Source organism: Bradyrhizobium sp. IAR9 (assembly GCF_013408065.1).
Taxonomy (GTDB): domain Bacteria; phylum Pseudomonadota; class Alphaproteobacteria; order Rhizobiales; family Xanthobacteraceae; genus Bradyrhizobium.
Genome location: NZ_JACBZW010000004.1, coordinates 250372 through 262954, shown reverse-complemented (window position 1 = coordinate 262954; position 12583 = coordinate 250372). Strand labels below are relative to the sequence as shown.

Below are 12583 nucleotides of genomic sequence, written 5' to 3'. Positions count from 1 at the left end.
ATGTGCCTCGTGACGCTTCCCCGTTGCGGTGGCAGGAAGTGCGCTACCCCGCAAATCGCTATTGACTTCCTTCCCGTTTTTCGGAACATTATCCCGATATTGCGTAACGCTAATGTGCTTCTACTCGCGGAGTCAAGCGGCTCGAGAGGCACGCATACACAAACTTTCCGTCTGGAAGGCGCCCTGAATGATAATCGCAGATGAAACGGCGGGTCCTCTCGATCGCTATATGCAGGTGCTCGAACTCGTCGCGACGTTTCCCGGCGCGCTGACACTGGCAGACGTGTCCTCCTTGCTTGATCTTCCGAAGACATCTGCACACCGGCTGTTGAAGGGCCTGGTACGCGCTGGACTTGCAAAGGACAACGTCGGCGGGCGCGCTTATCAGCTCGGCGACCGCTTGTTGCGACTCCTGCACGCAACTGCGGACGATGGATGGATTGCCGCCCTTGCTCGCGGGCACCTGCAGCAGCTGACCGACACGACGTCAGAGACCTGCTACCTCACACGCCTCATTGGCGCGCGCGTCGTCGTGGCGATTTCGATTTCACCTGATGTGCGCTGGCGGAGCTACGTGCAGCCCGGGATCGAGATGCCAGTGCATGCAGCAGCAACGGCCAAGGCGATCATAGCCTATCAAAGTGAAGCGGTGCTGGCCGAAGCGATGTCCACCGACCTTCCTCTGCTCACGGCGAACACACGCAAGGACCGTGCATGGATCAAACAGGAGCTCGCTGCGGTCAGGACCCGAGGCTATGCTACGTGCATCGGAGAGATCGACGAAGGATTGGCCGCTATCGCGGTGCCCGTTTTCCTGTCCGACCGGCGTGTGTTTTACGCTCTCGGAATGACCGGGCCTCTGCAGCGGATCATGAACGAGCAACTACCGGAGCGTCTGGCAGCACTACGAACTGTAGCCGAAGCATTGGGGCGATCGCTCTCAATTGGCGAGAAACTGAAATCAAAGGATATGTCGCCAGGCTAATCGAACATGACCGCGCATGCTTGATCGCGGAACAATGACTGCGGCTAGCCATCATCTCCTGGCCTAGCTATGGCAATCGGCACGCCTCTCCCCCCGTCTCAAGCGCCGGGCAGAGTGTAAGAGGTAACGAACCCGCCGCGTAGACCGCGGACGGGATCATCATCGAGGCGCTCGAGGATGGCACAATTGTGCGATACGAGTCCGCGACTCGGGCAGACAACGGCGAGTCGAACGATTTCAACAACGATGAACGCAGGATACACCATGCCCGGCCGCATTGACGACGACGGATATTGACATATCGCCACCGCCCGCGACGCTCATGCCAGGCCGGCATCGAGCTGGTGCCACCATGTTTACGCCGAAGGAGAGCGGCGCAGGTGCCGGTGTCAAGCTCATCTCCTCGGTGGAGCCGTACTGGGTGCCGCCATATTCGACCGGCCAGTCCGGCGCGCCCGCCCCTTCTCTGCGAGGATCTCTGTCCAGCGCACCACGTCACGCTTGGTCGCCTGCTCTCCGGCCAGAAGCTATTCACGCATATCGGCCGGGACCGCGGTGCGGAAGAATGTCCTCACTTCCGCACGGAAGGCGAGTTCGCTCTCAGTGAAACTCAGATCGATCGTTGCCCCTTTTAACAGATCCCGAATAAGCCCCGTCACTCACGCCGCCGCCGACATGCATGGTCTCGACGGTTTAGTTGCAGCGCGTATGGCCAGCGAGGCGCGCGATCTGCCGTCGCGGTCGCTGCCCGACATCGCACTGCCGTTGACGTTGAACCTGACAGATTTGGTGCCGAGCTGGTCGTGGCCATAGATTATATGCCGGTGCAGCGTCGCGAACCGATGCCGGGAGAACCACTACAAATGTTGGAGGGATCTGTCAGATTGGAATTGACTTGAATGTGCTGCCCTGTTGAGGGGACGGCTTGCTGACTCGTACCGCACTCCCGCTCTGCGAAGTGTGGCATGCAAATCTCGCGGAGGGACACTTACTGCTTGTAGCTTCTGCGCTGGGCCCAGACTTCCTGAGTAGCCAGGATCGGAAGCCCATTTCGCGCACGCGGCAGTCGGCCTTCTCCACACACGACAGAACGGTTTGATATCTTCACGAATAGCCGATTCTTTGCGGTGTGAATCGCACATTCAGTCTCCCACTGGAGCTGGCCTGGTCGAGAAACAATGTCGACGGCAGCTCACGACTCTCGTCCACAGATCCCGTACCCACGAACTGCTATCACCCTCGATCGGAAATCGGAGTTGGACTCTAAAAGGCCTCCGGCGGGCATGCCGGAGGCCTTCTTGGAGGTTAACTTAGATCTATGAAGTCGCTATTTGTCTCCTTCCGCTGGTTTGACAGTGATTCACCAGTTGCGCTGGGCGCGGAGCAGCAGCGTCAGGCTGCCCTGGTCCTTCAGCTCATACGCAGTGCCCGGCTTGGCAATCGTCGACTGCAGCGGCAGCGTGACCGTGCTTCCGCTTGCGTACTTCTGGTCAAGCATCGTGTAGGCGAGGTCGGCCGAGAAGGTCAGGTTCTTGACGGGCGTCCAGCGTGTGATCACGCCGACAACCGAATAGTTGAAGTCGGGGTTGCAGCCGGCAACACCGCTCGAAAGGGCGAGGCCAGTAACGAACGCGCCGCAGAGGTAGCCCTTCGCTGTGTTGTTATACCGCACAGCAGCCCATGCACCGTAGATCGCCGTGTTCCAGTATGGATCCCAGTTGTGGGTGTAAGCACCACGGAACCCATAGGTCGTGGTCAATTCCTGACCGGTCCCAGTCACGAACACAGAGTCGGACAGACCACCGAGGCCAACGCTTTGGTAAGCACCCGCCAGACCGGTACCGCCGTAGATCGCGTAAGTGCTCGCCATCAGGTCCTGAAAATTGTAACGGCTAGCACCGTTCGTGTACACACCTGACACGTTGATCGTGTCACCCGCGCCCGTCGGGATGTTCTTGATCGACAAGGCCAACTGAGCAGCCCAGCCCCACTTGTCGCCCGGATGGCCCGTGGTCTCGTCCGCACCGTAGTAACCAGCGTGGTTGTCGTGCGCGGCAACGGACGCCTGGACGAGACCCCAGGCCTGATCGACGCGAACCATGGCCACGAGGTCCGGAGAACGTGAACCGCCGATGTCGTTGGCGCCATAAGCGCCGGTCGCAAGTCCAGCGACCGTCGCGCCACTCACATTCCAAATGTTGCTGGTATAGTAGGCCACCTGATCCTGCGCCGAGAAGGCCGCGGTAATGCCCTGGCCGAAGTCAGCAGTATAGGTGAACTGGTTCACACCGGTGACCGCGCCACCGCCGCCGGGCAGACCATCGAAGTTGTTGCCTGGATAGTTGGTCCAGGGAGCAGAGAACTGCGAGATAGCTTTACCCAGAGTAAAACCAGCGAACTGGATGAACGCGTAATAGACACCGAGCGAACCACCGGCGACCGAGCCAGAACCGCTCGTCCCCGTCGCTGCCCCGGTATATGTCGTCGCGCCGTTGACGGCAGTTGTGCCGGCCCCCGTATAGCCACCCGAGGTCCAGGTGAAGGTTGCATCGAAGAATGTGCGGACCACGCCATACTCGGTCGCGGTGCGCGTATCGATGTTCAGATCCTCACGGGAACGCGCCGTGTAGTAGTTGCTCAGGCGATTTTTCGCGCCTGCCACACTGCCGTTCGCAGTGTCATAGACGCCATTCGTACCCAGGGCGACCTCGGCCCGGAGGTAGCCACCAAGCTTGATGCAAGTGTCAGTACCGGGAATGTAGTAGAAGCCGGCGCCATACAGCGAGCAGATCTTCACGTATTCAATTGCCTTAGCCTTGACCGGCAAATCCGCAGCCTGCGCTCCGCCTACAGCGATCAGACCCGCCGCCGAACCGAGCAATAGGCTCTTCACCATCTTCATAAGAGTTCTCCGAATTGTTTTCGCCTCAAAGGCAGTTTCTCAACCGATACGGAAGAGACCAACCACCTTTGCCCCCAATCATTGTCGACCTGCAGGGCCCTCCTCGAACGCCAACTGATAGAGTGAACCAGCGGACGTCGCGGTGCGGATCATTCCGCCGCTCGCACATTGATGTTGACAGATTGCGTTCACAATCGGCGCGCAAACATTGTACGCATCGGACCAACACGCGCGCGCCCTTAGCAACCGTGTTTTAGGCGCGTCACAACAGTACGCTTCGCACCATTCCTTTCTTTGGGAGTGCGTTTCGTACGTTGATCAAGCGAACTGACCAGGGCCAACCGCCTGGGAATTTTCACGCGCACACAGCGAGCTGCGCAGGTCCATCCCGACTTACGAATGCGCCGTTGAGTATCTTGGGAATGACTTCGGAGACGAATCAGACGACCAGGCAGCTTTGCTAGCTCGCCGGCGTCACAGACTCGGGCGCGGCGTAAGTGCCTGAAATGAGTCGGTAACAGCTACATGCCTTTTGCGCGAGGCACTTGCGCGCCTCGATCTGCAAAACGCCGCGCGTCTTGCGAATCAATTGCTGTTCTTCAAACCGGTTCAGCGTCTCCGTTATCCCAGCACGGCGCAGCCCCAGAACTGATGAAAGGTAGTCATGAGTAACGGGAAGGACATCGGCGCCAACAGCATCACTGGCCAAACAGAGCCAGGATGCGAGGCGCTTTTCACGAGCGTGCCGAACGCCGCATAGGCCTGACTGAGCACAGTGCAAGCTCAGAGCTTGAACGTATCGAAACAGACGTTCTCTGATATCGGGGTTCTCGTTCATGATCCGACGCAGATCCTCGACGCGGATCCTGTGCGCGTTTCCAGGAATGAGTACAACGGACTGATGAGTCGGCAGATGTCCTCCTAGCAGGTACGACGCGCCGACTGCGCCCTGATATCCGATGACTGCCGTTTCGAGGATGCTTCCCGCCGCAACTATTCTCAGCGATATAAGACCCGACTCTACAAAATAGACGTGATCAAGATGCCTCTTTGGCTCCTGCAGAACCATACGCTCTCTCAGGACGATAGGTTCTAGGAACTCCCCTATTGCCGCGAGGTCTTGCAGAGAAAGACTCCCCAATATCGTATTCTTGACAAAGAACCGGGTATTCGCACGCACGGTATAGGGCTTATAATGCACTGGCTGCCCCCCGTACGCGCACTCCGTTAAGGGACTCCCAAGCTTCGACGAGCGGCTCAGTAATCTCCGGCGAGACTTCCAATTCGTCCCTGGTCGTAACTGATCTCTCCACCTGATGAGGATCGAAGGCGGAAAGTATTTTGAATGGTCGTACGAAGCATCCGGCGGAAGTTCTGGCGCTCACGTTCATCTCCTGAGTGCCTCGATCAAGGCATCGAAGCGCACCTGGCAGTATTCAGTTTGCAGCGGATTACTCTTTCGGCTTTGGACACACGTCTTGTCGATCGTTGCACCCGAGACCTTGAGATTGCTCGAAGAAACGAATTAGGGTGGATGTCGCTGCTTACGCGGCTCACAGCGATGGTGAGACACGCGCTCAGAGTCCGCTAGCTAGAGAAACCTTTGAACCTCTCGCTCGGTTACACGATCTCCAACTGAAGGCTTGTGATCGAATCCTGGTAATTGTGGGTGAACCTTGAAGCCAATACCAATTTCGGACTGATCGACACCAGATCGGAAACGATACACGCCGGCCGTGTTAACGAAACACTCGCGGCTAGTTCAAGCCAATTGCGAGCAGATCGGTGTGGTGCCACCGGAACAGAAAAAAGCCGCCCCTGACGGGGCGGCCAGTGATGTCCGTCGCGGGAGGAAAAATACGACGAACAACGCCAAACGGCTATAAGAAGCGACTTGAATCCAAGCAGCTCTATTTGAGCTGACACGCCTCGATGAGAGATACATAAAGCGACAGTTCAGACGCTCAATCGTCCGCCGAGCCGCTGGAGAGGTAAGGGTAGCGATAGTCTTTCTGCGGGACGAACGCTTCCTTGATACTTCGTGGCGACGCCCACCGAATCAGATTCCAGATCGACCCAGCTTTGTCGTTGGTGCCTGACATTCTTGCTCCGCCGAATGGCTGTTGGCCAACGATCGCACCGGTTGGCTTGTCATTGATATAGAAGTTTCCGGCGGAAGAGCGCAGACCATGCAATGCGCGACCGATGATGCGACGATCAGTCGAAAATATCGCGCCTGTGAGGCCGTAAGTACCCGATTGATCTATCTTCTCCAGAACAGATTCAAACTCGCTGTCGCGATAGACGTAGGCCGCGACGATTGGTCCGAAAAACTCCTCACGAAGCACTCGCGATTCCAGATCGTCCGTTTCGATCAGGGTCGGTGCAACAAAGTAGCCGGTCTTGTCATCACCACGTCCTCCGGTGAGGATTTTCGCGTTGGAGGATTTTACTTCCTCGAAAATCCGCATGTGCTTGCGCCATGCCCTTTCATCGATAACGGCGCCCATAAAGTTGCCGAAGTCGGCGACATCGCCCACTTTGATGGTCGCAATTTCATCACACAAGACCGTCTTTAGTGACGGCCACAAGGAGGCGGGTATGAAGATCCGAGATGCCGCAGAACACTTCTGCCCCTGATATTCATATCCGCCGCGGATGATTGCTGTAGCCAATGCGGCAACGTCAGCGCTCCCGTGAGCCAGAATGAAGTTCTTTCCCCCAGTCTCCCCCACCAGCCTCGGATAATTATGATACCGGTCGACATTCGATCCAACCGTGCGGACAATCGAATTGAAGACCTGTGTTGATCCGGTGAAGTGAACACCGGCGAGGCGACGATCGGCCAGTGCGATCTCGGCGACTTCCGCACCGTCTCCATAAACGAGATTGATGACGCCATTTGGAAGCCCCGCCTCCTTGAGGAGCTGCATGATGAGTTGCGCAGAATACTTTGCAGTTGCTGCCGGCTTCCAGACAACCGTATTGCCCATCAATGCCGGCGCGGTCGGCAAATTACCGGCGATCGCGGTGAAGTTGAAAGGCGTGATCGCAAGCACAAAACCTTCCAGCGGCCTGTAATCGCTGCGATTCCAAACGCCGGGAGCCGAAATCGGCTGGTCCTCGTAAAGGCGTCTCATGAACTCGACGTTGAACCGCCAGAAATCAATTAGTTCTGCTGCAGAATCGATCTCCGCCTGGTGAACTGTCTTGGACTGACCGAGCATGGTCGCAGCATTCAGACGGTCGCGCCATGAGCTCGACAGCATCTCGGCAGCTTTCAAGAAGATTGCCGCCCGGTCTGTCCAAGGCCATTTCGACCAGTCGTGCCATGCCCGGGCGGCAGCATCTATGGCAGCGTTCACCTCGCTCTTGGAGGCCAGATGGGCATCACCGAGAACATGACCGTGCCGATGAGGCATCACAGCCGCCTCACAACGGCCCGTCCGTTGGTCAGCACCATTGATAATAAGCGGCAGGTCGACACGCTCCCTGCTCATTTGCGCCAACGCAGCCTTTAGTGCCGATCGCTCCGGGCTGTTTGGAGCATAGTCGTGCACAGGCTCGTTGCGTGGAAGTGGCGAACGCACGTTAGCGGCTTCAGCAACCGAATTCATGGACGGAACCGTGTTAAGCAGAAAGATGGGTGGAGTGAAGTTCGCAGCCGGACTCGCGAGCCAAGTCCCGCGACGGCTTGGATTTCACCGTGCATTGAATGCCTCCATCCGTTGTCCCGCGGGCGACCCCGGTGAGGCCAATACCAATTTCGGAGCGATCTATACCAACCTGGAATTATTTGTACCCGCTGGCCAAGCAAAAGAATCCGGTGCGCTGCTGCGCGACAAATCGAAGGCGATGAACAGGGATCAAACGTGGCTTAGCTGTGGAGCCTCAAGATGTTGTCCTCGGTCAGACCAAGGCGGCTGATCGGCGGCTGTGATTTTATACCACCATGCGGCCGGTGCCGGTTGTATCGGTCCAGCCAGATCGGCAGCTCTTGGGCGCGGCGATCGGAGGTTGGATACGCTTTGGCATAAGCCCATTCGCGCCCGGGGTTTTGCCAAAATTGCATTGCCATATCGGCGCAACTCAGGAAGAGATCGACTTTCAACTTCAAGGGAAGACTATGTTGAAGAATATTGGACTGCTTTCGTTTGTTCTCCTTTGCTCAATATCCGTTGCCCATGCCAGAGGCGGACACGGAGGCGGCGGGCGCGTCTCCTATGGGGGTGGTCATCATACATCTAGCCATGGGGGCCACTATTCGGGTGGCGTGGAATCCTCTCACAAAGGCGGCAGCTATCGAAACGTGACCACAGGCAATCGTTACGGAACGCACCAGTAAGAACATTGGGTCAAGGAAGACGTGACAACGCGCCGAGCGATAGGCCCGCGCGTTGATTTTGGTTGGAGACGTTCTTCATGCAGACTTGGATCTTTCAGGCAATCGAGACGAGTACGACATTGACGCCTAGCTAGCATCGCGACCTGCGCAAATCGTTTGGCTTCACCCGTTACGGCACAGAGATCGGTGTAGGTGGCCGCGTCTTCTTGTGGCGCAACCAAGGCTCGCAGAATGCTATACCGGGCATTGTCGCTGAGGCGATTGTCACCTCCCCTCCAGAACTGCGAGGGGGAGACCCTGAAGGCGTTAAGTTCTGGGAGAACAAGGTCCCGCACGAACGCCTCCCGGGTGCGCGCGGCTATGCGGCTGTTGAAGATTGAACTAGGAGGGAAGTCCTTCCGGCGCGATTGGTGTCTGGAAGATCCTATGCTCCGAGACCTTCCTAACCTGAAGATGCAAGCCGCTAAGAATTATCGGCTTACGCCGGATCACGCTGCCCGACTATTCCGCGTCGATCACGAATCCCGTAGTCGCAAACTGCACCAGCTTTTTCGGTCGCCCATTTGCGAAAGAGTGCCGCCTGAGCAAACGACACCCCGTATCCGGCCGATATCACCATATCGAGGCTGTAAAGGGCCGCCGGTCGCCCTGTGGAGTTTGCGCTTTTTGCAAAGAAGTCTCCTCGGAGAGCTCCCCCTCTTCGAGTATGTTATTGATACGTCGAGATATTGTTGAGACTTCACGGCCAAAAAGCTCGGCGATCTGGCTCTGCGTCATCCACAGATTATCGCGGTCGGGACGCGAATACCCTCTCGGTTCCATAAATGAGCAGGCGATCGCCTGTGGGGGCATCTTCGACCAAGCTGACGGGGTCTGCGGGAGGCGGGGTCATCGGCTGCGATTGTACCACGCAAGGGCTTCGGACACCTCCGCGCTAATATTCCGTCAGCGACCTATCCAACGATGCCTTTAATTTACTTCAAGTCCTCAACGGCACCATTACCCTTCTCGGCCGACCCGTCGGCGCAGAACGGCGCCAGCCCGCCATCATGCGCCGGGCTTCCCCAGCCTGTCGCCGCGGCGATGGGCTATCTCCACCGTGTCGGACACGCTGTGCGCCAGAACCATCTCGGGCATCTCATTGGGGTGGCCGGTCTGCTCAGTGCCCCAACGTCGATCGGAGGTCCTGAGCACCATCCACCGCCGCCGGCCCAGACCCGGGCGTTGTTCATGCGATCAATCACCGCCGCCAGAGCGGACCGCGCAGGTGGACTCACCGAGCCGCCGTGCGCCTCTCGTCCGTGCAAGGCCAACGGCCAGCGGATAGAAGCGCAAATGAGCCAGTTTCGGGATGGATCGGGCTTCGCGTTCATACAACGGGTCATGTCTCGTTCCTGAGTTCGAATCCTGGACACGCGCGCAGCTAATTTGGCCCTCACGACCGATGTAACGACCGGTTGGCAGCGTTTGCAAAAGTCCGCACGGCGGCGCCTTACGATCGTGATGCGCCACGAGGCCATGCCCGGCGAAATTCCCGTCAACCCGGCCTCGATCAATCCCCGGACAACCACGCAATTCAGATCGCCGCTCCGGTCCGGGGCTCCAATCCTGCCTCGCTCCGCTCCGAATATAACTTCGGCCGTTAAACGGACCAGGAGGGACGTTCAATGGACCCCGGTGGGACTGGCAGCTCCGGCCTCATTCTCTTTGTCCGTCGAAGTCATTAGAGCCTGGTCTTTCGAAGACGTCAGGGGTTGTCGCGATCGCTTTTGATTTGCATTGCTTGCAATACTTGCAGGCACTGCGGAGGCAAGCCCCTTCGGAAAGAACAGGAGCACGACGATCATGGCCAGAGCAACCAGCATGAAGCGGCCTTCGGCGAAGTTGTTGATGCTGGCGAGCCCTTCCGAGATGAAGGTCAGCAAGAGCGCAGCAAATAGCGGCCCGTAGATACTGGAGGTGCCCCCGAGCAGTACCATGCTCAAGATGAGCGACACGGTCGAGAAGTCGAAGACCTCCGGCGAGGCAACGCGCAGATAGATGACGTAGAATCCACCCGCCAGCCCGGTGAAGAATGCACTTGCCACGAGGGCTTTCAGGCGCTGCCACGCAATCGGAATACCGCGGGAGACTGCGTAATCGTCGTTGTCGCGCATGGCCCTGATCGAGAGGCCGAAATCGGAGCGGACCAGCCAGCGCAGACAAATGGTCGTGGTGACAAGCAGAGCAAAGGCGACATAGTAGTAGCCGAGCTTGTGGTCGCGCAGGAAATTGTAGCCCGGCAGCGATATTGTCGGCACGCGCACCATGCCTTGCGTTCCTCCGGTCAGATTTGACTGATTGATCACAAGTTGCATTACAAGCTGGCTGAAAGCGAACGTGACCAGCACCACATAGACGCCCTGCAGTCGTACGACGGGGAGAGCGACGATGGCAGCGGCAGCGGACGCGGCAAACCCGCCGAAGAGCATCGCAACCCATGGATCAATCCCGAGAAGCTTTGCGGTCAGTCCCGTCGCGTAAACACCGACGCCGAAAAACGCGACATGGGCAAAATTGAAGATGCCGGCATAGCCAAGGCTGAGATCCCAGCTCGCTGCGACAATCCCGTAGACGAAGGAGATGATGAAAAGATGCCGCAGATAGCTGTCCTGGACGAAGATCGGCACAAGGAGCCCTGCCATCAGCAGGACGCCAATCAGCCACGTCTTGCTGTTGCGGATCCTGGCATTGTGGAGGCCTATCATCAGCGCACCACCTTTCCGAGGAGCCCCTGGGGCCGGACGAGCAGCACAAGGATGAGCAGGAGAAAGATCATTGAGGGTGCCCAGTAGATGCCTACGAAAAACACAAGGGCCGCCTCGAGGATACCCATCAGATAGGCGGCGAGAATCGTGCCGCCCAAGGAGCCAAGCCCGCCGAAGATCACGATGATCAATGCCTTGACGAGCGGCTCGGAGCCGAACTCCGGCGTGAGCAGGCGGATCGAGCCAAGAAGCACGCCCGTGAGCCCCGCGAGGACTGCCGAGAGGGCGAAGGTAATGATAAAAAGACGAGAGACGTCGATGCCGATCAGCCTCGCGGCGTCCGGGTTCTGGCCAACTGCTCGTATTCCGCGTCCTGTTCGCGAACGATCGAGGAAAAGCCAAAGCGCACCAAGCAACAACGGCGCCACGACAACGATGAGCGCCTCTTGCGCGGAAATCGTCGTTTGCCAGATTTGAACGTTGCCGGTTGCGACCGGAGATAGCTGCTTGAGCCTTGCTCCCCAGATCAGCTGGATCCCCTTCTGCATGAATATCATTGCGGCAAGGGTCGTCATGACAGTGATGAGCAGGATATCGCGATGGTCGTAGAAGGGCCGAACAATGACCCGCTCAATCAGAATGCCTACTGCGATCATGACCGCTGCTGAAATGGCGATTGCTACACCCAATCCGAAATTGAGCCCGGCCGCGTCCGATACGGTCCAGGCGATGTAGGCGCCGAGTGTCATCAGCACACCATGAGCGAAATTGAAGATGCCAAGCGTGGTCCATACCAGGGAAAGTCCGCTCGCCATCAAGGCATAGCCCGAGCCGAGCACGATACCGCTGACGAGAATTGCGCTGAGGATGTCGCTCGTGATCATGCGCCCTCCGATCCGAAATACATGTCCATGATTTCCTGATGGTCGACCTCTCCGCTCCGGTTGATTTCCCGACTGATTTCGCCGTGGTCGACAAGGTACATGCGGTCGACCAGGGACAGGATAAATGCGATATCCTGTTCGACGAGAAGAAGCGGAATGCCCCGCGCCGATATTTCCGAGATTGCCCCGGCAAGCTCGTCCTTGAGCTTCGGAGACAACCCGAGCGTCGGCTCGTCCAGCATCAGCATGCGAGGCGCGCACATCAGCCCTGCGCCGATCGATAGCATCTGGCGCTCGCCACCTGACAACGTCTTGCATTGTTGCCGGCGGCGCTCGGCAAGCCGGGGAAACAGGTTGAGCACATAATCGAGGTTTGTCTTCAGCTCCTTACGCGCGCGGGGCGTGAAGGCCGCAAGCTGGAGCGTCTCCATGATCTGCATGTCGGGAAAGAGGCGATTGGCCTGGGGCACGTGTATCAAGCCGCGGGCAACGATCTTCTGGGGCTCGAGCTGGTCGATCGGCTCGCCCATGAAGCGGACCTCTCCTGCCCGCGGACGGATCACCCGAGAAATCGTGTTGAGAAGCGTTGTCTTGCCGTGGCCGTTGGGTCCAAAGAGCCCGACGCGCTCCTGCGGCCCGACGTGGAGGCTCATGCCGAGCAGCACATCGCAGGCATCGTAACCGGCGCGCAAGCCGGCGATTTCAAGCGCGTTTGTAGTA

At 58.1% G+C, this 12583-nt stretch carries 7 protein-coding genes and 1 pseudogene; 1 reads left to right on the top strand and 7 read right to left on the bottom strand.

Features of this window, described 5'->3' with window-relative positions; translation table 11 throughout:
- Window positions 1–187 precede the first annotated feature (187 nt).
- Window positions 188–985 carry an IclR family transcriptional regulator gene (locus GGD67_RS13415; protein ID WP_179733362.1) on the top strand — a complete coding sequence of 266 codons (798 nt, stop codon included), beginning with the start codon at window positions 188–190 and terminating at the stop codon, window positions 983–985.
- Between the two features lie 1360 nt (window positions 986–2345).
- Here GGD67_RS13415 and GGD67_RS13410 read toward each other — a convergent pair.
- From GGD67_RS13410 to GGD67_RS13375, 7 genes and pseudogenes are all read right to left on the bottom strand, one after another.
- Window positions 2346–3887: a porin gene (locus GGD67_RS13410; RefSeq protein WP_179733360.1), complete on the bottom strand. Its 1542-nt coding sequence runs from the start codon at window positions 3885–3887 to the stop codon at window positions 2346–2348.
- Between the two features lie 460 nt (window positions 3888–4347).
- Window positions 4348–4956, bottom strand: a complete 609-nt coding sequence (locus tag GGD67_RS13405; RefSeq protein WP_246790778.1) for a Crp/Fnr family transcriptional regulator — start codon at window positions 4954–4956, stop codon at window positions 4348–4350.
- An 895-nt stretch (window positions 4957–5851) separates the two neighbouring features.
- Window positions 5852–7504, bottom strand: coding sequence for an L-glutamate gamma-semialdehyde dehydrogenase (pruA, locus tag GGD67_RS13400; protein ID WP_179733358.1), 1653 nt, complete (start codon window positions 7502–7504; stop codon window positions 5852–5854).
- 260 nt (window positions 7505–7764) lie between these two features.
- Window positions 7765–7947, bottom strand: a pseudogene (locus tag GGD67_RS13395) (integrase core domain-containing protein); the annotation flags it as partial.
- A gap of 1949 nt (window positions 7948–9896) precedes the next feature.
- Entirely contained in the window at window positions 9897–10979 is a 1083-nt protein-coding gene (locus tag GGD67_RS13385) for a branched-chain amino acid ABC transporter permease (protein WP_179733357.1), read from the bottom strand.
- Window positions 10979–11863, bottom strand: a complete 885-nt coding sequence (locus GGD67_RS13380; RefSeq protein ID WP_179733355.1) for a branched-chain amino acid ABC transporter permease — start codon at window positions 11861–11863, stop codon at window positions 10979–10981. Before GGD67_RS13380 ends, GGD67_RS13385 begins: the two co-directional genes overlap by 1 nt.
- On the bottom strand, window positions 11860–12555 hold the full coding sequence (locus GGD67_RS13375; protein WP_179733353.1) for an ABC transporter ATP-binding protein: 696 nt from the start codon (window positions 12553–12555) through the stop codon (window positions 11860–11862). Before GGD67_RS13375 ends, GGD67_RS13380 begins: the two co-directional genes overlap by 4 nt.
- Between the last annotated feature and the right edge of the window lie 28 nt (window positions 12556–12583).

Coding starts and splice junctions, on each gene's coding strand:
- GGD67_RS13405 (WP_246790778.1), bottom strand. CDS start 4,956: ATGGTTCTGCAGGAGCCAAAGAGGCATCTTGATCACGTCTATTTTGTA.
- GGD67_RS13410 (WP_179733360.1), bottom strand. CDS start 3,887: ATGAAGATGGTGAAGAGCCTATTGCTCGGTTCGGCGGCGGGTCTGATC.
- GGD67_RS13380 (WP_179733355.1), bottom strand. CDS start 11,863: ATGATCACGAGCGACATCCTCAGCGCAATTCTCGTCAGCGGTATCGTG.
- pruA (WP_179733358.1), bottom strand. CDS start 7,504: ATGAATTCGGTTGCTGAAGCCGCTAACGTGCGTTCGCCACTTCCACGC.
- GGD67_RS13385 (WP_179733357.1), bottom strand. CDS start 10,979: ATGATAGGCCTCCACAATGCCAGGATCCGCAACAGCAAGACGTGGCTG.
- GGD67_RS13415 (WP_179733362.1), top strand. CDS start 188: ATGATAATCGCAGATGAAACGGCGGGTCCTCTCGATCGCTATATGCAG.